Annotated in this window: 20 protein-coding genes; 15 read left to right on the plus strand and 5 right to left on the minus strand. The window is 66.0% G+C overall.

Annotated features, from left to right (window positions below):
- Window positions 1–83: 83 nt before the first annotated feature.
- From AC0GNR_RS00255 to AC0GNR_RS00300, 10 genes are all read left to right on the plus strand, one after another.
- Window positions 84–557, plus strand: coding sequence for a hypothetical protein (locus AC0GNR_RS00255; protein WP_472899014.1), 474 nt, complete (start codon window positions 84–86; stop codon window positions 555–557).
- A 111-nt stretch (window positions 558–668) separates the two neighbouring features.
- Complete coding sequence (locus tag AC0GNR_RS00260; protein ID WP_472899015.1) at window positions 669–1,778, plus strand: alkene reductase; 1,110 nt, start codon at window positions 669–671, stop codon at window positions 1,776–1,778.
- 214 nt (window positions 1,779–1,992) lie between these two features.
- Window positions 1,993–3,510, plus strand: a complete 1,518-nt coding sequence (locus tag AC0GNR_RS00265) for an NfeD family protein (RefSeq protein WP_472899016.1) — start codon at window positions 1,993–1,995, stop codon at window positions 3,508–3,510.
- Window positions 3,510–4,313 (plus strand): slipin family protein, encoded by an 804-nt coding sequence (locus AC0GNR_RS00270; protein WP_472899017.1) that lies wholly within the window; start codon window positions 3,510–3,512, stop codon window positions 4,311–4,313. The genes AC0GNR_RS00265 and AC0GNR_RS00270 overlap by 1 nt, the downstream gene beginning before the upstream one ends.
- A gap of 57 nt (window positions 4,314–4,370) precedes the next feature.
- Window positions 4,371–6,131, plus strand: coding sequence for an acetate--CoA ligase (gene acsA / locus AC0GNR_RS00275; protein WP_472899018.1), 1,761 nt, complete (start codon window positions 4,371–4,373; stop codon window positions 6,129–6,131).
- Between the two features lie 103 nt (window positions 6,132–6,234).
- The gene (gene pdhA, locus AC0GNR_RS00280; RefSeq protein WP_472899019.1) at window positions 6,235–7,233 is read left to right on the plus strand and encodes a pyruvate dehydrogenase (acetyl-transferring) E1 component subunit alpha; all 999 of its coding nucleotides are present in this window, start codon (window positions 6,235–6,237) and stop codon (window positions 7,231–7,233) included.
- A complete protein-coding gene (locus AC0GNR_RS00285; protein WP_472899020.1) occupies window positions 7,230–8,222 on the plus strand; it encodes an alpha-ketoacid dehydrogenase subunit beta in 993 nt (330 codons plus the stop codon). The genes pdhA and AC0GNR_RS00285 overlap by 4 nt, the downstream gene beginning before the upstream one ends.
- Before the next feature lie 5 nt (window positions 8,223–8,227).
- Window positions 8,228–9,415 (plus strand): dihydrolipoamide acetyltransferase family protein, encoded by a 1,188-nt coding sequence (locus tag AC0GNR_RS00290; RefSeq protein WP_472899021.1) that lies wholly within the window; start codon window positions 8,228–8,230, stop codon window positions 9,413–9,415.
- An 18-nt stretch (window positions 9,416–9,433) separates the two neighbouring features.
- Window positions 9,434–9,685 carry an acyl carrier protein gene (locus AC0GNR_RS00295; RefSeq protein ID WP_472899022.1) on the plus strand — a complete coding sequence of 84 codons (252 nt, stop codon included), beginning with the start codon at window positions 9,434–9,436 and terminating at the stop codon, window positions 9,683–9,685.
- 66 nt (window positions 9,686–9,751) lie between these two features.
- A complete protein-coding gene (locus tag AC0GNR_RS00300) occupies window positions 9,752–11,077 on the plus strand; it encodes an MFS transporter (RefSeq protein ID WP_472899023.1) in 1,326 nt (441 codons plus the stop codon).
- 19 nt (window positions 11,078–11,096) lie between these two features.
- On the opposite strand, the gene AC0GNR_RS00305 is transcribed toward AC0GNR_RS00300, so the two are convergent.
- Window positions 11,097–13,952 carry an AMP-binding protein gene (locus AC0GNR_RS00305; protein ID WP_472899024.1) on the minus strand — a complete coding sequence of 952 codons (2,856 nt, stop codon included), beginning with the start codon at window positions 13,950–13,952 and terminating at the stop codon, window positions 11,097–11,099.
- Between the two features lie 119 nt (window positions 13,953–14,071).
- Here AC0GNR_RS00305 and maiA point away from each other — a divergent pair, with 119 nt between their 5' ends.
- The 5 genes from maiA (at window position 14,072) to phbB (ending at window position 19,962) form a co-directional block, all read left to right on the plus strand.
- A complete protein-coding gene (gene maiA / locus AC0GNR_RS00310; protein WP_472899025.1) occupies window positions 14,072–14,713 on the plus strand; it encodes a maleylacetoacetate isomerase in 642 nt (213 codons plus the stop codon).
- Window positions 14,713–15,537, plus strand: a complete 825-nt coding sequence (pgeF, locus tag AC0GNR_RS00315) for a peptidoglycan editing factor PgeF (protein ID WP_472899026.1) — start codon at window positions 14,713–14,715, stop codon at window positions 15,535–15,537. Before maiA ends, pgeF begins: the two co-directional genes overlap by 1 nt.
- A gap of 383 nt (window positions 15,538–15,920) precedes the next feature.
- Entirely contained in the window at window positions 15,921–17,780 is a 1,860-nt protein-coding gene (phaC, locus tag AC0GNR_RS00320; protein WP_472899027.1) for a class I poly(R)-hydroxyalkanoic acid synthase, read from the plus strand.
- A 108-nt stretch (window positions 17,781–17,888) separates the two neighbouring features.
- Window positions 17,889–19,067, plus strand: coding sequence for an acetyl-CoA C-acetyltransferase (locus AC0GNR_RS00325; RefSeq protein WP_472899028.1), 1,179 nt, complete (start codon window positions 17,889–17,891; stop codon window positions 19,065–19,067).
- A 157-nt stretch (window positions 19,068–19,224) separates the two neighbouring features.
- Window positions 19,225–19,962, plus strand: coding sequence for an acetoacetyl-CoA reductase (gene phbB / locus AC0GNR_RS00330; RefSeq protein WP_472899029.1), 738 nt, complete (start codon window positions 19,225–19,227; stop codon window positions 19,960–19,962).
- A gap of 546 nt (window positions 19,963–20,508) precedes the next feature.
- Here the strand turns inward: phbB and AC0GNR_RS00335 are convergent.
- The 4 genes from AC0GNR_RS00335 to AC0GNR_RS00350 form a co-directional block, all read right to left on the minus strand.
- Window positions 20,509–22,185 carry a phage major capsid protein gene (locus AC0GNR_RS00335; RefSeq protein WP_472899030.1) on the minus strand — a complete coding sequence of 559 codons (1,677 nt, stop codon included), beginning with the start codon at window positions 22,183–22,185 and terminating at the stop codon, window positions 20,509–20,511.
- Window positions 22,186–22,208: 23 nt separating this feature from the next.
- Window positions 22,209–22,481: a hypothetical protein gene (locus tag AC0GNR_RS00340; protein ID WP_472899031.1), complete on the minus strand. Its 273-nt coding sequence runs from the start codon at window positions 22,479–22,481 to the stop codon at window positions 22,209–22,211.
- Window positions 22,482–22,552: 71 nt separating this feature from the next.
- On the minus strand, window positions 22,553–23,074 hold the full coding sequence (locus AC0GNR_RS00345; protein WP_472899032.1) for a hypothetical protein: 522 nt from the start codon (window positions 23,072–23,074) through the stop codon (window positions 22,553–22,555).
- Entirely contained in the window at window positions 23,071–23,511 is a 441-nt protein-coding gene (locus AC0GNR_RS00350; RefSeq protein ID WP_472899033.1) for a hypothetical protein, read from the minus strand. The genes AC0GNR_RS00345 and AC0GNR_RS00350 overlap by 4 nt, the downstream gene beginning before the upstream one ends.
- Between the last annotated feature and the right edge of the window lie 118 nt (window positions 23,512–23,629).

Genomic DNA, 23,629 nt, shown 5'->3' on the forward strand with positions numbered 1-23,629 from the left:
GTTGATGCGACGCAATGGCCGCGGCCCCTCGCCCACGTAGATTGAAAGCCTGCGGGTTTTTATCAACGGTTGAGGAGATTGCCATGCGAGATGTCGCGGTTTGGGGTGTTGCGTTGCTGGCCAGCGCCGCTTTGACGGGTTGTTATGTGGTGCCCGAGCGCACGCCAGACGGCGGCGTGATCTACCAGCACTACCCCTTGCCCCCGGTGGGCACCGTGGTACCGCCCGCCGCCGTTGGGCGCGTGGCGCCAGCCACCTTGCCGGTGCGCTTGTACCCGTCCAACGACGTGGCCACCCGCACCGGCGTGATCACGGGTTCCGTCACCAACATGATGACCGGCAAGGGCGTGTTCAACGTGTCTTACCAAGGGGAGGTCTTGACCGGCGAGGCGACCCGCGTGTCCAACGAAGAGCGCCGTGGTGTGGCCAGCGCGTTCAGCCCGCAAGGTCTGTTCATGTCGTGCGAATACCAGATGAACACCCCTTACCAAGGCGCGGGCACCTGCACCTTTTCCAACGGTGCGGCCTACCAGATGCACATTGGCGGCAACCAGTAGCGGTTTGCGCTGGCATTGCTCGCGGGCGCTCGGGTGTCTTTTGCATGGGTGACTGCGCAAGTGCCGCTGATGTTCAATACTCACGGCCTTCCTGTTCTTCCCGTACAACGCATGTCTGACGCTTCCCTGTTTTCCCCCATCACCGCCGGCAGCCTGCAGCTGGCCAACCGCATCGTCATGGCGCCGCTCACGCGCAACCGCGCGCCGGGTGCAGTGCCCACGCCGCTCATGGCCACCTACTACAGCCAGCGCGCCACGGCAGGTTTGCTCATCACCGAGGCCACGCCCATCAGCCACCAGGGCCAGGGCTATGCCGATGTGCCGGGTCTGTACGCGCCCGAGCAGGTGGCCGGCTGGCGGCAGGTGACCGACGCGGTGCACGCCGCAGGCGGCAAGATCGTGACGCAGCTCTGGCATGTGGGCCGGGTGTCGCACACCAGTTTGCAGCCCCTCCAGGGCGCGCCCGTGGCGCCCTCGGCCATTCGCGCGAACACCAAAACCGTGCTCATCGTGGACGGTGTGCCCACCTTTGTGGACACCTCAGAGCCGCGCGCGCTGGCGCTGGACGAGCTGCCCGGCATCGTGGACGACTACCGCCGCGCTGCGCTGGCCGCCATCGAAGCCGGGTTTGACGGCGTCGAAATACACGCCGCCAACGGCTATTTGCTGGACCAGTTTTTGAAGACCGGCAGCAACCAGCGCACCGACGCCTATGGCGGCAGCGTTGAAAACCGAGCACGCCTGTTGCTGGAAGTGGTGCAGGCCGTGGCGGGTGCCATTGGCGGTGGCCGCACCGGCATCCGCCTGTCGCCGGTGACACCCGCCAACGACGTGGTGGATGCCGATCCGCAGCCGCTGTTTGACCATGTGGTGCGCCAGTTGGCTCCTTTGGGCCTGGCGTATTTGCACCTGATTGAAGGCGCCACGGGCGGCCCGCGTGAGTTGGCAGACCGCCCCTTTGACTACGCGGCCTTGCGCGCAACCTACCGCAGCGCGGGCGGGCAGGGCGCCTGGATGGTGAACAACGGCTACGACCTGGCCCTGGCCCAGCAAGCCCTGGCCGACGGCGCCGACCTGGTGGCCTTTGGCAAACCCTTCATTGCCAACCCGGACCTGGTGGCCCGCTTGCGTCAGGGTGGCCCGTTCAACACGCCCGACCGCGCCACCTTTTACGGCGGCGGTGCAGCCGGCTACACCGACTACCCGGCGCTGACCGCTTGAGCGCCTGAGCGCTTGAGCGCCTAAGCAGGCAACCCTTGCAGCGGCGGGCTTCACGGCCCGCCGCTTTTTTTTCGTGTCTGCGCTTGTGCATTTAGCGCTTTCGCTTGAGCCCACTCAAGCCCGATCCCACCGCACCCGGCCAACATGCCCGTTCAAGGTGGCGCAGGTGCCAGCCCGCAGGCTGGTGTGGTGCGCTTCCCAGCTGGAGGGTGCGATGCCGTGGAACCGTGGCGGGCTTGGTGGGGTTGATGGGCTGACCGGCTTCGGGCCCGTTGCGCTCCCGGAGCGGGCGCGCAATGGCGCTGCAGGCGGCGCGTTGTGGTCCGCTTATTGGGCCGCCTGGCTGCTCGCGGTGGGTCTGCTGGTGGTGGGCTGGGGTGCGCGTGCTGCCCCAGCGACTGGCCCTGCGGCACCGGTGGTGGTGCTCACCGTGCACGATGCCATTGGCCCTGCCAGCGCCGACTATGTGTTGCGCGGCCTGCAGCGCGCACACCGGCAAGGCGCCCCGCTGGTGGTGCTGGAGCTGGACACGCCGGGCGGTCTGGACACGGCCATGCGCCAGCTCGTGCAGGCGATTTTGGCCTCGCCCGTGCCGGTGGCCACGTATGTCAGCCCGTCGGGCGCGCGCGCGGCCAGCGCAGGCACTTACCTGCTGTATGCCAGTCACATTGCGGCCATGGCACCGGCCACCACGCTGGGCGCCGCCACGCCGGTGGCCATGGGCTTGCCCGGGCTGCCGCAGCCACCCCAAGGTGCACCCAGCTCTGCGCCCAGCGGTGAGCCCACCACGCCGCCCGCAGCCCCGGTGAACGCCATGGCGGCCAAGCAGGTGAACGACGCAGCGGCCTTCATTCGCGGGCTGGCCGAGCGCCACGGCCGCAATGCGGTGTGGGCAGAGCGTGCGGTGCGCGAGGCCGTGAGCCTCACAGCAGCCGAGGCTTTGAGCGAGCGGGTGGTGGACGTGGTGGCCCGCGACGTGCCCGACCTGCTGGCGCAAATTGATGGCCGCACGGTGCGCACCGCCCAGGGTGAACTGCGCCTGGGCACGCACGGCCTGGCGTTTGAGGTGCAACCGCCCGACGGGCGCCACCGCTTGCTCAGCGTCATCGCCAACCCGAGTTTTGCGCTGATCTTGCTGATGGTGGGGGTGTACGGCCTGATGTTCGAATTTTCGTCCCCCGGCTTTGGCGTGCCCGGCACCGTGGGCGCCATTTGTTTGCTGCTGGCGCTGTTTGCGTTGCAACTGCTGCCGGTGAATTACGCCGCGCTGGCGCTGATTGTGTTGGGCTTTGCGCTGCTGGCCGCCGAGTTGCTCACCCCAGCTTTTGGTGTGCTGGGCGTGGGCGGTGTGGTGGCTTTTGTGGCTGGCGGCCTGCTGCTGTTTGACCGCGATGTGCCCGGCATGGGGGTGCCCTTGCCGCTCATTTTTGGTGTGGCGCTCAGTGCGGCGGCTGCCGTGCTGCTGGGCGGTGGCATGGCGCTGCGTGCGCGGCGTGCGCCGGTGGTGAGCGGTGCCGAGGACTTGGTGGGCGCCCAGGGCGAGGTGCTGGAGGTGGCGCATGGGCAGGCCTGGGCAAGGGTGCATGGGGAGCGCTGGCAGGTGCGGTCTGACGCGCGCCTGCACACCGGCCAGCGGGTGCGTGTGCTGGCGCTCAAGGGTCTGGTGCTGGACGTGCAACCTGTGGGGCGCAAGGGCGATGCCGATCAACAAACGATGAAGGAGACCTTGTGATGTTCTTTGATCTCAATCTCGGCCTGGGCGTGTTTTTGCTGCCGCTGGCCATCGCGCTGCTGGCCTCGTCGTTTCGCGTGCTGCGCGAATACCAGCGCGGCGTGGTGTTTCAGCTGGGCCGGTTCTGGAAGGTCAAGGGGCCGGGGCTGGTGATCGTCATTCCCGGGCTGCAGCAAATGGTGCGGGTGGACCTGCGGGTGGTGACCATGGACGTGGAGCCGCAAGACGTGATTTCGCGCGACAACGTGTCGGTCAAGGTCAACGCGGTGGTGTTCTTTCGCGTGATGGACCCGGCCAAGGCCATCATTCAGGTGGAGGACTACCTGCAGGCCACTAGCCAGCTGGCCCAGACCACCTTGCGGGTGGTGCTGGGCAAGCACGAGCTGGACGAAATGCTGTCCGAGCGCGAGCGGCTCAACCTGGACGTGCAGCAGATTCTGGACGCCCAGACCGATGCCTGGGGCATCAAGGTGACCAACGTGGAGATCAAGCACATCGACTTGAATGAGTCGATGGTGCGCGCTATTGCCCGCCAGGCCGAGGCCGAGCGTGAACGGCGCGCCAAAGTGATCCACGCCGAGGGCGAAAAACAGGCGGCGGTGTCGTTGTTGGAAGCGGCCCAGATGCTGGCCCGCCAGCCCGAGGCCATGCAGCTGCGCTACCTGCAGACCATGACGCAGGTGGCCGGCGACCGCGCTTCGACCATCGTGTTTCCGCTGCCCATGGACCTGCTGGGGCGGCTGCTGGACAAGGGCGCAGCTACCGCGCAGGCGCCAGGCGCTGCGCCCGCAGAACGCGAATGAGCGCATCAGGCCACTCACCGGCTCTATCCATCTGAACATCCGACACGGCCCCAGACCATGGAATACACCCGCATTCAAAAAGCCGCGCCAAGCCACCCGCCACCCCACATGCTGGACTATGACGCCACGGTGGCGCAGTTCAGCTGGGTGCAAGCGGCTGCCCTGCTGGGCGGGCTGCCCGATGGGGCCGGGCTGAACATGGCCTACGAAGCGGTGGACCGGCATGTGATGCACGGTCGAGGCCACAAAACAGCCATTCGCTGGCTGGGAAAAAACGGCGAGCGCCTGTCGCTGAACTACACCGAGCTGGCCCGCGCCAGCAACCAGTTTGCCAACGCGCTGGAAGGCCTGGGTGTGAAACCCGGCGAGCGGGTGTTTGTGCTCATGGGCCGCTTGCCTGAGCTGTATGTGGCGGTGCTGGGTGCGCTCAAGGCACGCTGCGTGGTCTCGCCGCTGTTTTCGGCTTTTGGCCCGGAGCCCATTGCCACCCGCGCTCACATGGGCGACGCGCGGGTGCTGGTGACCACGCCCGAGCTGTACCAGCGCAAGGTGCGCGACCTGCGCGAGCGCCTGCCCGGCCTGCGGCATGTGGTGGTGGTGGGAGCGGTGCCGGCCGATGAGCCGGGTGTGCACCCCTGGGGCGCGCTGGTGGCGTCGGCCTCCACCCGCTACACCATCGCGCCCACCGACCCCGAGTCCACCGCCTTGCTGCATTTCACCAGCGGCACCACCGGGCGGCCCAAGGGGGTGGAACACGCTCACGCGGCGGTGCTGGCGCACGCGGTCACAGGGCGCTATGCGCTGGACCTGCACGACGACGATGTGTTCTGGTGCACCGCCGACCCGGGCTGGGTCACGGGAACGAGCTACGGCATTTTGGCGCCGCTGGTGTGTGGCGTGACCAACGTGGTGGTGGAAGCCGAGTTCGACGCCCAGACCTGGTACGGCGTGTTGCAGAGTGAGCGCGTCACCGTCTGGTACACCGCGCCCACGGCCATCCGCATGATGATGAAGCTGGGTGCCGAGGCCTTGAAGGGGTTTGACCTGTCGGCGCTGCGCTTCATGGCCAGCGTGGGCGAACCACTCAACCCCGAGGCCGTGGTCTGGGGCCAGGAGGCGTTTGGCCTGCCGTTTCACGACAACTGGTGGCAGACCGAAACCGGCGGCATCATGGTGTCGAACTACGCGGCCATGGACATCAAGCCCGGCTCCATGGGCAAGCCCTTGCCCGGCATCACCGCCGCGGTGGTGCGCCGTCTGGAGGGCGGTCACTTGGAGCCCATTGAAGAACCTGATGTGGACGGCGAGCTGGCGCTCAAGACGCCCTGGCCGTCCATGATGCGCGGCTACCTGCACGAGGACGAGCGCTACCGCCAGTGTTTTGTGGATGGCTGGTACCTCACCGGGGACCTGGCGTACCGCGACGCCGACGGTTATTACTGGTTTGTGGGCCGGGCCGACGACGTGATCAAGTCGTCCGGGCACCTGATCGGGCCGTTTGAAGTGGAAAGCGCGCTGATGGAACACCCGGCGGTGGCCGAGGCGGGCGTCATTGGCCTGCCCGACCCGATGGCCGGCGAGGTGGTGAAGGCCTTTGTGGCGCTCAAGCCGGGCTATGAAGCCGGTGAGCCCCTGCGCCGCGAGCTGCTGGGCCATGCGCGCAAGCGGCTGGGCGCCGCAGTGGCGCCCAAACAGATCGACTTTCGCGACAACTTGCCCAAAACCCGCAGCGGCAAGATCATGCGCCGCCTGCTCAAGGCGCGTGAGCTGGGCTTGCCCGAGGGCGATTTGTCTACGCTGGAAAGCGACGAAAAATGAGAGTCCCCACGCTCCGCCGCTCCGCGGGTCGCTGCCCCCCTGGGGGGCTGGTCCTGCCTGGGGGCGGCCCGGCGGCAAGCCCGCTGATGACTGAGGCCACGCCATGACCGACAAGCTCCACCTTGACCGTGCGCACCTGCACCACCTGCTCCGCGCGATGCTGCGCATCCGCCGCTTTGAGGCCAAGTGCGTCGAGCTCTACCAGGCGCAACAGATACGCGGCTTCCTGCACCTGTACGACGGCGAAGAGTCGATCGCGGTCGGCGTGATGGACGCGCTGGAGCCACGCGACGCGGTGCTGGCCACCTACCGCGAGCACGGCCATGCGTTGGCGCGCGGTGTGCCCATGGCGCCGCTCTTGGCCGAGATGCTGGGCAAGGTGGAAGGCTGTTGCCGCGGACGCGGTGGCTCCATGCACCTGTTCAGCCGCGAGCACCGTTTTTACGGCGGCAACGCCATTGTGGGCGGTGGTCTGCCGCTGGCCGTGGGCATTGCCATGGCCGACCAGCGGCTGCGCCCCGGCGCGGTGACGGCCTGTTTTTTTGGTGAAGGCGCGGTGGCCGAAGGCGCCTTCCACGAGAGCATGAACCTGGCGGCCATCTGGAAACTGCCGGTCCTGTTCGTGTGCGAAAACAACCGCTACGCCATGGGCGTGCCGCTGGCCGATTCGGAGTCGCAAACCGACATCTACCGCAAAGCCGACGCCTACCGCATGGCCGCAGCCCAGGTGGATGCGATGGACCCGGTGCAGATGGCCGCGGCCGCTCACCGTGCCGTTGAGCATGTGCGCGCCGGCCTGGGCCCGTATTTTCTGGAATGCCGCACCTACCGCTTCCGCGCGCACTCGATGTTCGACACCCAGGCCTACCGCACCCGCGAGGAGGTGGACGACTGGAAACAACGCGACCCCATCACCCGCCTGCGCGACTGGATGACCGACAACCACCTGCTCAGCGCCGACGCGTCTGGGGCGATGGATGCCGAGGTCCAGGCCGAGATTCACGCTGCGGTGGCCTTTGCCGAGGCCGGTACGCTGGAGCCGGTGGACCAGCTGGAGCGCTTCGTGCTCATGGATTCGGTGGTGCAGGAGACGACACCATGAGCAGCCCACCGATCCGCATGACCTACCGCGAAGCTTGTAAGCAGGCGATTCGCGACGCGCTGCTGGCCGACCCGCGCTGCTTTGTGATGGGTGAGGACGTGGGCAAATACGGCGGCTGTTACGCCGTGACCAAGGGCTTGCTGGAGGAATTTGGCCCCGAACGCATCGTGGACACACCGCTGGCCGAAGTGGGCTTTGTGGGCGCCGGCGTGGGCGCTGCGCTGGCCGGGCTGCGGCCCATCGTCGAGATCATGACCTGCAATTTCAGCCTGCTGGCGCTGGACCAGATCATGAACAACGCCGCCACGCTGGCGCACATGTCGGGCGGGCAGCTTGCGGTGCCGCTGGTGATCCGCATGGCCACCGGCGCCGGGCGGCAGCTGGCGGCGCAGCATTCGCACAGCCTGGAGGGCTGGTACGCCCACATCCCCGGGCTCAAGGTGCTGGTGCCCGCCACGGTGCAAGACGCACGCCACATGCTGGCCGCGGCGATGGCCGACCCCAACCCGGTGCTGATCTTTGAACACATCGTGCTCTACAACGCCGAGGGCGAACTGGACCCGGCCGTCACGTCGGTGGACATTGAACACGCGTGCGTGCGACGCGCGGGCAAGGATGTGAGCCTGGTGACCTACGGCAACAGCCTGCCTAAATGCCTGGCGGCGGCGGCCAGCCTGGCAACCAAAGGCATCGATGCCGAGGTGATCGACTTGCGGGTGCTGCGCCCGCTGGATATGGCCACCGTTCTCGAATCCGTCGGCCGCACGCACCGCTGCGTGGTCGTGGACGAGGGCTGGAAGAGCGGTTCCATTTCGGCCGAAATTGCCGCCCGGATCGCTGAAGACGCGCTCTACGAACTGGACGCGCCGGTGCGCCGCGTGTGCGCCCGCGAGGTGCCGGTGCCTTACGCCGAACACATGGAAGCCGCCAGCCTGCCGCAGGTGGCCGACATCGTCGCCGCGGCGCGCAGCCTGGTGAAAGTGGGGTAGGGCACGTGGCCGACTTTCTGATGCCCGCACTGGGTGCCGACATGGAAACCGGCACCGTGGTGCAGTGGCTGGTGCCCCCCGGTGCGCGCGTGAAGCCGGGCGATGTGGTGGCGGTGGTCGAGACGCACAAGGGCGCTATTGATGTGGAGTGTTTCCTGGACGGGGTGATCGGCGACCTGGCGCCGCTGGGCGTGAGCCTGCCGGTGGGTGCGGTGCTGGCGCGGGTGGCGGTGGCCGGTGAAGCCGGTGCGGCTGCGGTCGCACCGGTCGCGCCAACTGAAATGGTAGCGCCGGTGTCACCACCGGCCGTTGCAGCTCCGGCGCTCACCATGCAGGCCGGGCCCTTGGCCGCGCCACGGCGCGCGCTGGTCAGCCCCGCCGCGCGCCGCCGTGCGCAGGCGCTGGGCCTGCAGCCGGACGCTTTGCGCGGCACCGGTACCGATGGTGCGGTCACGCTGGCTGATGTGGAACGTGCTGCGTCCGCGCCGCAGCCCGCGGCCCCGCCGCGGCTGAAGCCCAGTGGCTTCGACGCTGCCCAGATGCGACAGGCGATCGCGGCGGCGATGGGCCGGTCCAAGCGCGAGATTCCGCACTACTACCTGGCCGAAACCCTGGACTTCGCCGAGGCGCAGACCTGGCTCGACGGCTGGAACCGCGACCGCCTGCCGCAGGACCGGCTGCTCAGCGCGGTGCTGCTGCTCAAGGCCACGGCGCTGGCTTTGCGCGAGGTGCCCCAGCTCAACGGTTTCTTTGAGAACGGGCAGTTTCGGCCCGGCGAGGGCATCCACGTGGGCTGGGCGATCGCGCTGCGCGGTGGTGGTCTGGTGGCGCCGGCCATTCACCACGCGGATCGAAAAACCCTGCCTGAGCTCATGGTTGCGCTGCGCGATCTGGTGCAGCGCGCGCGGGCCGGCGGGCTGCGCAGCTCTGAGCTCACCGACCCGACCATCACCATCTCCAGCCTGGGTGACCGAGGTGCCGAAAGCGTGTGGGGTGTCATTTACCCGCCGCAGGTGGCCATCGTCGGTTTCGGGCGCGTGCTGTCCAAACCCTGGGTGGTGGGCGGGCAAGTGCAGCCCCGCCTGCTGGTCAGCGCCAGCCTGGCGGCCGATCACCGCGCAAGCGACGGCCACCTGGGCGGTCAGTTGTTGACCGCGATCCACCGGGCCTTGCAATCTCCACAAAGCCTTTGACCCCCGGAAGAACGATCCATGCACGCCTCCGACATCCCAGCACTGGCGGCCAACGTGTTGGCCGGTATCGCCCCCGAAGCGGATTTGTCCAGCGTAGGTGAGCACGAAGACCTGCGGGAAGCGCTGGACCTGGACTCCATGGATTTCCTGAATTTCATCATCGGCCTGAGCCAGGGCAGTGGGGTCAACATTCCCGAGAGCGACTATCCGAAGCTGTTCACCCTGGCCGGCATACAGGGTTACCTGAGCGGGCCAGGCACCTCAGCCTGAAAAAGGACCCGCTCAGGTTCTACACTGGCGCCCGGGTGCACGCCGTGCACGTTGATGGACCCCGTCATGCCCCTGTTCCTCCAGAGCGCCCTCAAACCTGGCGTGCGCAAGCGCGAAGTGTTTGGCTGGGCCATGTACGACTTCGCCAACTCGGGTTACACCACCGTGGTGTTGACGGCGGTGTTCAGCGCCTACTTTGTCGGCGGCATCGCGGGTGGTGAGGCGTGGGCCACGCTGGCCTGGACCAGCGCGCTGGCCGTGTCCAGTTTGATCGTGATGCTCACCATGCCCGCCCTGGGCGCCTACGCCGACCTTCGTGCCGCCAAAAAGCGGCTGCTGATGCTGAGCACGCTGGGCTGCGTGGTGGGCACCGCCGCGCTGGCCGGGGCAGGGCCGGGTGACGTGGCCTGGGCGCTGGTGGCCATTGTTTTCTCCAACGTGTTTTACAGCTACGGCGAATCGCTGATCGCGGCGTTCTTGCCCGAGCTGGCCCGCGAAGACCGCATGGGCAGGGTGTCGGGCTGGGGCTGGAGCTTCGGTTACTTCGGAGGCATGCTCACCTTGGGCCTGAGCCTCGGGTATGTGCTGTGGGCGCAGGGGCAGGGCCTGCCGGCTTCGCACTTCGTACCGGTGACCATGCTGATCACCGCTGGCGTTTTCGGGCTCTCAGCGCTGGTCACTTTTGCTTTGCTCAAAGAGCATGCGCTTCCCCAAGCCATGCCAACGCAAGACGCAGGGCTGCGTGCTTCTTTGGCGCGGCTCAAGCGCACCTGGCGTGAGGCGCGCTCCTTTCAGGACTTCAGCGCGCTGCTGGCCTGTGCAGTGGCTTATCAGGCGGGTATTTCTGTGGTGATTGCGCTGGCAGCCGTCTATGCGCAGCAGGTTCTGGGTTTCCAGCAGACCGAGACCATGATGCTGATCTTCCTGGTCAACATCGCGGCGGCCGTTGGTGCCTTTGCCTGGGGCTATGTGCAAGACATCATCGGCCACCGGCCGGCCCTGGCCGTCACCCTGCTTGGCTGGGTCGTGATGGTCGCGCTGGCGGCCATGGCCACTGGCCCGGGGCTGTTCTGGGTGGCCGCTGTGATCGCCGGCTTGTGCATGGGCAGCAGCCAGTCAGCGGGCCGCGCGTTGGCAGGTGTGCTGGCGCCCGAACGGCGCCGCGCCGAGTTCTTTGGCCTGTGGACCTTTGCGGTGCGCCTGTCGGCCATCCTCGGCCCCATGACCTACGGTCTGGTCACCTGGCTGACCGATGGCAACCACCGCCTGGCGATTGCTTCCACCGGTCTGTTCTTTGTGGCCGGTCTGGCGCTGCTCACCCTGGTCAATGTGCAGCGCGGTCTGGCGGCAGCGGTGGCGGCCAACGGCAAGGGCTCATCGCAGCCCGGCTGACGCACCCCGGCCCGTTTTCTCAGACTTCGGTTGTTGCCAGCCTGCGGGCGATCGCGCGGCGGGCACGGTCGCGCAACTGCACCGCTGCGGCAAAGGGCTCCAGTTCCGGCGCCGCAGCCAGCGGGCTGCCGATGTGCACCGACAGGGCGGCTGGGCGCGGCCACCAGCGCCCCGCGCCGAGCAGTTGCCGGGTGCCGCCCAACGTCACCGGAATCACCGGCACCCTGGCGTGCGCCGCCGCCAGAAAGCCGCCGAGTCGGAACGGCATCAGCCCAGGTGCGGCCACAAAGGTGCCCTCGGGGAACACCATCAGCGCATGGCCAGCCTGCACCACGTCGGCCATGCGCTGCGCGTCGGCCACGCTGCGACGCGGGTCGAAACGCTCGACGAAGGCCGCACCGAGGCGCCGGAGGAAACGCCCAGCCACCCGCTGCTCTTCAAGCTCCCGCTTGGCCACGAAGGCCACCGGCCGGTCCAGGGCGGCCACCAGCAACAGGCCGTCCAGGTAGCTCGCGTGGTTGCTCACCAGCACGAAGCGGGCATCGGCGGGCAGGTGTTCCAGCCCCTGCACGGTGGGCGTTGCGCCCGCCAGGCGCAGCAACAGGCGAGCGGCCCGGTGGCAGAAGCGCCAGGCCGATGCCTGGGACGGCAGCAGCACGGTGACCAGCCAGGCAGCGGGCACCATCAGCCAGAACAGCAGCTGGGCGCGAACGCCAAACCAAACGTCCCAGAGACGCCGCAAACCATGGCGCAACCGAAGCGCCAGCGCACCACGGGCCAGCCGCAGCCACTGCGCCCGAACGCTGCTGCCCGCCGCGTTCAGCCCGCCTCGTTCCACCAGCGAGCGGCAAGCCGAACGCCGCACCTTGCCGCTGGATGTCTTGAGCACGGTGTGCGGCGGGACCAGCAGAATGTCATCGGCGGGTTCCCCGATGGCCGCCACCACGGCGTGCGCAACGGCTTCGCGCAAGGCGGCCTTGTCCCGCGCCTCTCGCGGGCTGACCTCGGCCAGCACCACCAGGCGCTCGGTGCCGCTGCTGGCATCGCGCCGGCCGAACACCGCCACACAGCCCTTGCGCACACCTAGGACTTCGCCCACCGCGGCCTCGATTTCTTGCGGGTACAGGTTGCGGCCACCCCGGATCACGATGTCCTTGACCCGGCCGGTCACGAAGACATCGCCTTCGGCCTGGTAAGCCCGGTCACCGGTGTCCAGCCATTCGCCCAGGTCGTCGGTGAACAGGTGCGCCGTGAGCGCTGGCGCGTGCCAGTAGCCAGCGGTGGCCGAAGGCCCGCAAAATTCCAGCCGGCCCTCGACCCGCTCGGGCACCACCTGACCCGCGTCGTCAACGATGCGGATGCTGTGCCCGGGCAGCACCCGCCCGCAGGCCACGAAACGCAGCGCCGAGGCGTGTTGGCTCGGCACCGCGCGTCGCTCCGACTCAAAGGTGTCGCGGTCGATGGCGTCGATGCGCGGGCCCCGGTCCAGCGGCGGAAACAGCAGGCCCACCGAGGCTTCGGCCAAACCGTACACCGGTGTCATGGCCGTGGGGCGCAGACCGCAGGCCGCAAAACGCTGAGCAAAGCGCTCGACCGTGTCCGGGCTCACTGCCTCGGCCCCGTTGAAGGCCAGCCGCCAGCGGCTCAGGTCGAGCCCAGCCAGCGCAGCATCGTCGATCCGGTTCAGGCACAGCTCGTAGGCGAAGTTGGGGCCGGCCGACAGCGTGCCGCCGTGGTTTGAGATGGCTTCCAGCCAGCGCCTGGGGCGACCCAAAAAAGCCAGCGGCGACATCACCACCAGCCGGAAGCCCACGGTGAAACTCCCGAGCCAGGCGCCGATCAGGCCCATGTCGTGGTACAGCGGCAGCCAGCTGACAAACACATCCTGGGGCGTGGCTTCGATCGCCGTGGCCATGGCGCGGATGTTGGCCAGCAGGTTGGCGTGTGTGAGTGCCACGCCCTTGGGTTGCCCGGTGCTGCCCGACGTGTACTGGATGAAGGCGACGTCGTCCGCCCGGACCGCCACCGCGGCCGGCGCTTGCCCCTGGCCTGCAGCGATCAGGTCCTCGGGTGTGTGCACCGCCCGCAGGCCCGGCACCCGGGCCTGGAGCAGGCGCGCCACCTGCATCGCTTCGGGCACGCTCACCAGCAAAACAGCCCGCGCGTTGGCGAGGATGCCGGTGTGGCGGCTCACATGGTCTTCGAGCTGCGACGGTCGTGCCGGCGGGTAGATTGGCACCGGAATACCGCCCGCGCGCAGGATGCCCAGGTAGGTGAAAAAGTAGGCCGGGGAAGTCGGTAGCATGATGGCCACCGTCTGGCCCGGCTCCAGCCCGGCCTGCTGCAAACCGGCCGCCAGTGCTGCCGATGTGTCGTGCAACTGCCGGTAGCTGATGGGGGTTTCGGTCTGGTCGGCCAGGTAAACAATTTGCACCTGGTCCGGATGGGCCGCTAGATGGGCGTCCAGCACCTCCAGCAGCGTTTGGGCCTGGTCCCACGAGGGCGCTGCGGGGCTTGCTGCGACGGTGCTGGGCGAAGCGGCGGGTGTGCTCACGTTCATGACCGCTGGCCTGCTCGAAGCGACCGGGTTCACGCGCCCGCGCTGCCAGGCCTGCCACAGATCCCCCACGGTTTCGACTTTCTCCAGTGTGTCTTCTGGTAGCGCCACGCCGGTGGCCGACTCGATGCGCAGCAGCAACTCCATGCGGCCCAGGCTGTCAAAGCCCAGATCCCGGTCGAGCGAACTGCTGTCCCGGATGGTGATCTGCAATGGAGCCGCGTCGGCGTGCAGATCCTGCAGGGTTCGGCGCACCAGATCGTGCAGCTGCGCTTCGCTCCAATGGAGCGCGTCGGGCGCGGTGTCGGGTTCTTCCATGTTGCGCTGCTCCTTGGAATGCGGGCCGTCCTTGGGGCCCTGGGGCGCATCCGGTCAAGGGACCTGCCTCGCAATTCATTGTCGTGCAGACAGGCTCAGCCCGGTATACGCTATGCGCCATGAAGCTCTACAACTACTTCCGCTCTTCGGCCTCGTTTCGTGTGCGCATTGCGCTGGCGCTCAAGGGTCTGCCTTACGAATACGTGCCGGTGCACCTCGCCAAAGGCGAGCACAAGCAGGCCGTTTACGCCGATATTGCGGCCGACCAGCTGGTGCCCGTGCTGGAACTGGACGACGGCACGCTGCTGTCGCAATCCATGGCGATCATCGAGTTTCTGGACGAGACCCACCCCACCCCCGCCCTGGTGCCGGCCGATGCGCTGGGCCGCGCGCGGGTGCGTGCGCTGGCGCAGTCCATTGCCTGCGAGATCCACCCCATCAACAACCTGCGCGTGCTGAAGTACCTGAGCAAAGAACTGAAGGTGGACGAGGACGCCAAAAACACCTGGTACCGCCATTGGGTGCGCACCGGGCTGGAATCGTTTGAGCGCCAACTGGCGCAAGGGCCCGCCAGCACCTATTGCTACGGCGACACGCCCACCCTGGCCGACTGCTGCCTGGTGCCACAAATTTTCAACGGCCAGCGCTTCAACACCAACTTCGATGGCCTGCCGCGCACCATGGCCGCCTTCGACGCCTGTATGGCGTTGCCAGCCTTCCAGCAGGCGCAGCCTTCGGCCTGTCCGGACGCAGAAGCCTGATGGCGGTGCCTTTGGACGGGATCATTCCCGACTGGCCTGCACCGCCTTCGGTGCGTGCCTTGTTCACCAGCCGCTCGGGCGGGGTGTCGGTGGCGCCGTTTGACAGCTTTAACTTGGGCGACCACGTGCGCGACGAACCCGCAGCCGTGGCCCACAACCGGGCGCAACTGGCTCAGGCCGTAGGCCAGCGCCCGGTGTTTTTGCAGCAGGTTCACGGCACGGCCGTGGCGGTGCTGGATGCGAACACGCCCAACGGCACCGTGGCCGACGCCTGCCTGAGTACCGTGCCCGGTGTGGTTTGCACCATCATGGTGGCCGACTGTTTGCCGGTGTTGTTTGCCCACGCCTCGGGCGCGGTGGTGGCGGCGGCCCACGCAGGCTGGCGGGGGCTGGCAGGGGCGGGCGCACCGGTGGCAGGGCAGGGTGTGCTGGAAACCACCATGGCGGCTTTGGTGGCGGCGGTTCAGGCCACCGACCCCGCAGCCACGCCCGCGAGCGTGGCTCAGCACACGTTGACTTGGTTGGGCCCTTGCATTGGACCTGAAGCGTTTGAAGTCGGCCCCGAGGTGCGCGAAGCGTTTGTGGCTCAGCAGCCAGCGGCGCACCGGGCTTTCGCGTCCGTCGGCGGTGGCAAGTTCCTGGCCAACCTGCCGGCACTGGCGCGCGGTCGCCTGGCAGCGATGGGCGTCACCCAGGTGGCGGGCAATGACGGCACCGCTGACTGGTGCACGGCCACGCAGACGTCACGGTTCTTTTCGCACCGCCGCGACGCTGCCCGGCTCGGTAGCACCGGGCGCATGGCTGCCTGCATCTGGTTGGTGTGAAGGCGGCGGCTCAGCAGTTTGCGCGTTCAGGGCTGCACCAGCAGCCATGCTGGCCTGGTGTTCTGCGGCTTCGCGTGCCTTGTTGGCTTTGCGTCTTTGCGGCGTGCGCATCAGGTAAACCACCAGTATCACAGGCAGCAAACCGTAGAGAAAAAAGGTCACAATGGCTCCTAGCACGGAGCCTGTGCTGTTGGATGCCTCGGCCACCGACATCATGAGCACCACGTAAATCCAACCAATCACCACCAGATACACAGCGTTCCTTGAATACCCGGACAGGTTGTCAGCTTGCTGGAAGCCGTTAAACGGACACTAGGGAAAACCCGGAATTCCTCCCTAGAGGGAATGATAATAAGCCTCAGGCAAAACCACAGGAGACAAGCATGACATCTGGCAAATCACCCGATCAGCCCTGGCACGAAGCGGCGCAGGAATTTCAAAAGAACCTCATTGCGCAATGGACGCAGGCCGCTCAGGCGTTTCCGGGTGCTGCGCAGCCGGGCGCACAGGGCGGCGCTGATCCGTTTGCTGCTTTCAAGGCCTTCATGCCGCAAAGCGGTGCAGCCAACCCCTTTGCCATGGCCATGCCCAACCTGGGCGCGGGCATGCCCGGCGCAGGCATGCCCAGCATGGCGAGCATGGGTGATTTGTTTACCAAGGCCGCTGGCCACAAGGTGAGTTTTGATCCCGCCAAGATGCTGGAAATTCAAAACACGTACCTCAAGGACGTGGCGGGCCTGTGGAACCAGGGGCTGGACGTCAAGCCCGTGAGCGACCGCCGGTTTTCTGCGGATGCCTGGGCCAGCAACCCGGTTGCCGCATTTTCCGCCGCCGCCTATTTGCTCAACGCCCGCACGCTGATGGCCATGGCCGACGCGGTGGAAGGCGACGCCAAGACCAAGACCCGCGTGCGCTTTGCGGTGCAGCAGTGGATCGACGCCAGCGCGCCCAGCAACTTCCTGGCCTTCAATGCCGACGCGCAAAAGAAAGCCATCGAAACCAAGGGCGAAAGCATCGCCAAGGGCGTGGCCAACCTGCTGCATGATATGAAGCAGGGCCATGTGTCCATGACCGACGAAAGCGTGTTTGAGGTGGGCAAAAACGTGGCCACCACCGAAGGCGCCGTGGTGTTCGAAAACGAGCTGTTCCAGCTGATCGAATACAAGCCGCTCACCGCCAAGGTGTACGAGCGTCCGTTCTTGCTGGTGCCGCCCTGCATCAACAAGTTCTACATCCTGGACTTGCAGCCTGCGAACTCGCTGATTCGCTACTGCGTGGAGCAGGGCCACCGCACGTTTGTGGTGAGCTGGCGCAACCCCGACGAGTCAATGGCTGGCAAGACCTGGGACGACTACATCGAAGACGCGGTGATCAAAGCCATCGGCGTCACGCAAGACATCACCGGCGCTGAAACCATCAATGCCCTGGGGTTCTGCGTGGGCGGCACCATGCTCAGCAACGCGCTGGCCGTGCTGGCTGCGCGCGGTGAAGAGCCGGTGAATTGCGCCACCTTCCTCACCACGCTGATCGACTTCACCGACACCGGCATTCTTGATGTGTTCATCGACGAAAACTTCGTCAAGATGCGCGAGATGCAGTTTGCCCAGGGCGGTTTGATGCCCGGGCGCGACCTGGCCACCACCTTCAGCTTTTTGCGCCCCAACGACCTGGTGTGGAACTACGTGGTGGGCAACTACCTGAAGGGCGAGTCGCCACCGCCGTTTGACCTGTTGTACTGGAACTCCGACGCAACCAACCTGCCCGGCCCGTACTATGCTTGGTACCTGCGCCAGACCTACCTGGAAAACAACCTCGTCAAGCCGGGCAAGACCGAGGTGTGTGGCGAAAAGATCGACTTCCGTCAAGTCAAAATCCCGGTTTATATCTACGGCTCGCGCGAAGACCATATCGTGCCGATCGGTGGCGCCTATGCCAGCACCCAGGTGTTCCCGGGCAAGAAGCGCTTTGTCATGGGTGCGTCCGGCCACATTGCTGGCGTGATCAACCCACCCGCGGCCGGCAAGCGCAGCCACTGGGTGAGCAACGCCACCAAGTTCCCGGCCGACGTGAACGAATGGATTGGCGGCGCGACCGAGCACAAAGGCAGCTGGTGGACCGACTGGGCCGCCTGGCTCAAGCCACAGGCGGGCAAGCAAATTGCCGCGCCCAAGAGCTACGGCAAAGGCAAGACCTACGCCGCCATCGAGCCGGCCCCTGGCCGCTACGTCAAGGCAAAAGCTTGACGTGACGCCGGTCTGGCTGAGCCTGTCTAGGCCCTGGCCAAGATCCGTTCGAGCCCTTTGACAGGCTCAGGGCGAACGGAAAAATTTGCAAACCAACGAGGAAAAAATATGGAAGACATCGTCATCGTTTCAGCAGCCCGCACCGCCGTGGGCAAATTCGGCGGCTCGCTCGCCAAGGTGCCCGCTACCGAGCTGGGCTCCATCGTCATCAAAGCCCTGCTGGAGCGCAGCGGCCTGCCGGTTGACGCCATCGGTGAAGTCATCATGGGCCAGGTTCTGGCCGCAGGCGTGGGCCAGAACCCGGCCCGCCAGGCCATGATGAAGGCCGGTGTGGCCAAAGAAACGCCGGCGTTGACGATCAATGCCGTTTGCGGTTCCGGCCTGAAGGCCGTGATGCTGGCTGCCCAGGCCGTGGCCTGGGGCGACAGCGAAATCGTGATCGCCGGTGGTCAGGAAAACATGAGCGCCAGCCCGCACGTCTTGAACGGCAGCCGCGACGGCCAGCGCATGGGCGACTGGAAAATGGTCGACACCATGATCGTGGACGGCCTGTGGGACGTGTACAACCAGTACCACATGGGCATCACCGCTGAAAACGTGGCCAAGGCCCACGGCATCACCCGCGAAATGCAGGACGCACTGGCCGCTGGCAGCCAGGCGAAAGCCGCAGCCGCGCAGGCCGCCGGCAAGTTCAAGGACGAAATCGTGGGCGTGAGCATTCCGCAGCGCAAGGGCGACCCGGTGCTGTTCAACAACGACGAGTTCATCAACTCCAAGACCACCGCCGAAGTGCTGGCGGGTCTGCGCCCCGCGTTTGACAAGGCCGGCTCGGTCACGGCGGGCAACGCCTCGGGCATCAACGACGGCGCTGCTGCTGTGATGGTGATGACCGCCAAGAAGGCCGCCGCTCTGGGCCTCACGCCATTGGCGCGCATTGCCGCCTTTGGCACCAGCGGCCTCGACCCCGCCACCATGGGCATGGGCCCGGTACCGGCCTCTCAAAAGGCCTTGGCCCGCGCGGGCTGGAAGGCGTCAGACGTGGACCTGTTCGAACTCAATGAAGCCTTTGCTGCGCAGGCTTGCGCCGTGAACCAGGCGCTGGACATCGACCCGGCCAAGGTCAACGTGAACGGTGGCGCCATTGCCATCGGCCACCCCATCGGTGCGTCCGGTTGCCGCATTTTGGTGACCTTGTTGCACGAGATGCAGCGCACCAACGCCAAGAAGGGTCTGGCGGCTCTGTGCATTGGCGGCGGCATGGGCGTTTCGCTGGCGCTGGAACGCTGAATTTGAATCTCCCCCGCGCCGCCTGCGGCGTCACCCCCTCAAGGGGGCGCCAGCAGCGGCCCGGCAAAGCCGCTTCCGCGCTGGCCTGAGCTGGCGCATCCCTGGCCAACATCGTTTTTTTTCCGCCATTTCGGCACCACCTAGAGGAGCAAACAACATGAATCAAAAAGTAGCGTACGTCACCGGCGGCATGGGCGGCATCGGAACCGCTATTTGCCAGCGCCTTCACGCCGAAGGCTTCAAAGTCATCGCTGGCTGTGGCCCAACGCGCGACCACCAGAAATGGATCGACGAGCAGAAAGCCCAGGGCTACACGTTCTACGCATCGGTCGGCAACGTGGGTGACTGGGATTCCACCGTGGAAGCCTTCACCAAGACCAAGGCCGAGCACGGCAGCATCGACGTGCTGGTGAACAACGCTGGTATCACCAAGGATCGCATGTTCCTCAAAATGTCTCGCGACGACTGGGACGCCGTGATGAACACGAACCTGGACTCCATGTTCAACGTGACCAAGCAGGTAGTGGCCGACATGGTGGAAAAGGGCTGGGGCCGCATCATCAACATCTCGTCGGTAAACGGTGAAAAAGGCCAGGCCGGTCAGACCAACTACTCGGCAGCCAAGGCCGGCATGCACGGTTTCTCGATGGCTCTGGCGCAAGAGCTGGCCACCAAAGGCGTGACGGTCAACACCGTGAGCCCGGGCTATATTGGCACCGACATGGTCAATGCCATTCGCCCCGATGTGCTGGAAAAGATCGTCGCCACGGTGCCGGTGAAGCGCCTGGGCAAGCCCAGCGAAATCGCCTCCATCATCGCCTGGCTGGCGTCGGACGAAGGTGGCTACGCCACCGGCGCTGACTTCTCGGTCAACGGCGGTTTGCACATGGGTTGAGGGCTCTCCCCGCGCCGGGCTTCGCCCGTCACCCCCCAGGGGGCGGCACTGGCGGACCGGCGGAGCCGGATCCGCTGTGCCCTGGGTGAACACCCCTCCAGCACCCACCCCGCTTCGGCGGGGTTTTTTGTGGCTGCTGGGATAATCGCATGATGTCTTCAAACGTTTCCCCCTGGCGTCTGTCGGTTGCACCCATGATGGGTCGTTGCGAAAAAGCAGCATTCATGCGGGTTTCGGGCGGTCTGTGTGCACTGGGTGTGCACTGCCAATAAAAAAACCCGCCTCTTTCGAAGCGGGTTCTAGTGGGGATTGGCCTTGCCCAGCCCACCCCTTAAAAGGGCCGGGTTCAGCCTCTCACTCCGTGCTGCAGCCGTAAAACAGCACCAGGTATGTGGCCAGCTTCGCAACGCGCTGAGAAAAGCGCGCATCCCCAGGGGCTGGCCTCCAGTCGGTGCAGCCGCACCTTGTGGGGGGTGGTCGCCATTTGCGATCAGACTCGGGTGCTATGGCGACCTTCTCGCACCCAAGAAAATCAAACTGTGCCGGTCAAGGCGTGCCGGTGGATTTCACCCAGCCGACAGGGGCAACCCAGCCGCAACCGAAGTCCAGGCGGGCTTTGATTTCCAGGCCGTCAACCTCGAAGCCGTCGCGCTGATCAATTTGCACGCCTTGTGCTCCGTCCAGGTAGCCGTATTCGAGCGCGGACTGGTTGCCGGCGACCAGATACCAGGCTGTCGCGCTCGCCTCGTCCAGGCGCGGCTCAACAGCGACCGACAGGGTGAACGGTTGCACGTTGCTGGATGCGGTCGGGGTAATCGATGCAGCCAGTTGGCGTGCGGCCATTTCCAGCGCAGCGGGAACCAACAGCGTGGCGGGCTCCTGCATCACCATGCCGCCGTCCAGGTCCTTCTGAGCTCGTAGGGCACGAACCGCGGCGCCCAGGCCCTCAAGGCCCAGGACGTTGGCGATCTGCGTTGAGCGTGCGGGTGCAAAAAGGGCTTGGCCGTCGATTTGTGGCGGGGTCAGCAGGATGGAAACCAGCTCCTCAGCTTCGCGCCGTGCAGCCGCTTGGCCGAACTTCACCAGCATCGCGGCAAAGCCGGACAGGTCGTCATTCACCAGGGCTTGGCGGCTCAGGCCCACGATGCGGCCAAAAGTAGCCAGGCGCCAGCCGTTGGCCGTTTCGTTCACCGTGCCACGGGTGAACTCGCCAGCTTCGTTGACCTGTTCCAAGGATGGTGCACCACCCAGGCGAACAACATTCTTGCCACGGAAGTCGGGCAGATTCGCCTGGCGCCCGATGGTTTTCAGGGTGGCGGGTGCTTCCTCATATGCAGCGTGCAGGACGCGGTTTACAGCGTTGCCCAGCAGTGCAGGAAAGTCGCCAGTCGTGTGCATGGCACGCTTGAGGATGCGGTCTCGGCTGTCGCCGTCTTGCACGCGCTGGCCAGACAAGGCCAGTGCCCGTGTCGCCAGGGCGGTGCAGTCAGCCGCGCCGATCAATGGGCCGGTGGTGCGGCCACCCATGCGGGCGACCAGGGTGTTTTCGATGGCTTCGCGCTCGGCTTGGTCGGCTCGGGTGTGTACACCGCTCACGTTGCGATGGCCGCCAGCAGCCAGGTCGCGGCGGGCAAGTTCTTCGAGGATGGCTACACCTGAGTCTGCCAGGCTGGCGCCACGGGTCAGCAGCTGCTCGGCAATGTCGGGGACGCCGTGGCGGTTGCACAGGGCGGTGATCTGTTGGGCGTCTTGGGGATTGGTTTTGGTGGTCATGTTGGAAACTCCAGGGTGTGAACGAAAAAAGCCAGCAGCCGGATCGGCGGGAATTGGCACAAGGGAAACTTCGTAGGGTTGCCAGCGGTAAACGCGGCCCCCTTCGATGGGCGTGCCTTCGTCAAGCAGCACATAGCCGACGCTCAGACTGCGGTGAATGTCTGCCAGCACATCGGCGCGGATTTGTTGGGCCTCTGGGCTGGTTGCAAACCGCGCAAGGCCAGTCACACGGTCGCCGTGCGCCTGAATTGACTCGATCACCCCAATGGCTAGGGCGTTCGAGTCGTGCACCGTGATCAGGGGCAGGGGGGCGCGGCTCAGGTCTACGCCGGCCGGCGAACAGTCCAGCACCTCCACCGCGCCGAATCGCTCAACGCGGCTTGTGGTGGCGATGGTGCAGGGGATGGGGTCACCGTCGGCTATGGCGCCAGCGCGGGTGTCGAAGTGCACCGCCCTTTTGTGGCGACTTGTGCTCAATTTGCACCGCCCTTCGATGGCTTCAGTTTTGCAGCCTGGTCGCGGCAAACCAGCATCAGCAACATGGCAAGACCCATGGCCTCGTCCAGATTGAGCTTGGTCGACGCGCTGAAAAATTCGCCGTGGAGTTCAATCGTCAAGTCGCGATGAACTGCGGTGCGAACGGGGCGGTCTTTGTAGTCTTGGGGTAGGCGACCGCGCTCCGCTGCAGGCGGGCTGCCCATCGATAGGCCGGTCTCGTCGATTGTGAAAAATGTTCGTTGATTCATGAAAGGGGCTCCGGTTGTGGAGCCCCTACTTTGAATCGACCACCCGGAATGACAGCCAATCGCGAAGCGCGTCAGGCCCTGCGTGCGGCCACGGTCTCACCGCGCACGATGCGCAAAATGTGGCGCCCGCTGGTGGGGAGTTCCGCGCCGTGTTGCTGGTGCAATTGCTCCATACAGGCGAACAGGTCGGCTTCGTTGATTTCGCTTCTCTGTTGCGGCTCGGTCAACAGGCGGGCCACTCGCTCAGCGCGATCAACGTCGCCGCCGTCCAGGGCGTGAAACATGCGCCCGATCAGTTCGTTGCGTCGCTGGGTGCGCTCAAGCCGGGTCGGCAACTCAGCTGCACCGCCCTTGCGTGGTCGCAAGCCCAGCGCCCGCGTTATGTCGGTCTGCGTCCCGTCCAGGTAGCCGCGCAAGGCCACGATCAGGACGCGGGCTGCAGGGCGGGGCACGGGCTCACCAGCTTCCAGGGCTCTTGCGGCTTCGCGCAAGTGGTCGAGGGTGCTGGGCTGGGCTTGTGGCTGCACCTGGTGCCACCATGCGCACGATGCCGGGCGGCCATCCGTTGCAATTTCTTTGCCGGTGGTGTTCACAGGTTTACCCCCTCAAAGAAAAGCTCGCCAGCTGCCACCCGGTACAGGAATTCGCCGGCCTCCTGGGCTTCGTCGTTGGTCATGGCTGCGCCATCGGTGTAAACCGGTGCGCCACAGGACGTGGTGGGGTTGCTGTCGCGTGGCGGGAGCTGATCCAGCAGGTGCGCCAGCAACACCCGCATAACGGGTTCCAGCAGCTCAACACGGTTGCGCTCGGCAAACGGCACGGCCGCAAGTGAGGACCGAAGCGCCGGGATCAGGTCGGCAATGTTGCGCCCGCCGTCCAGGTCGGTCTGTGCCACGCTTTGCAGAGCGCTTGCACGTGCTGCCAGCCTCGCGCCCGCTGGCGACTCAGTGGGCCGCACGTCCTTGCGGCGGGCAATGTCCAGGTGCTTGCGGCGCCAGGCTTGTGCAGCCTCCAGGGTGTCAATGGGCATCCCGCGTTTTGCGTGCTCTGAAACCGTCGCCTTTGAAATGCCCAGCATCTCGGCCAGGTGTGTCTGTGATCGGGCTTGCATGGCTACTTCACCTCGTTAAATGTTCGGTGTTCGGTGT

The sequence above is a fragment of the Hydrogenophaga sp. LT287 genome (assembly GCF_055702805.1).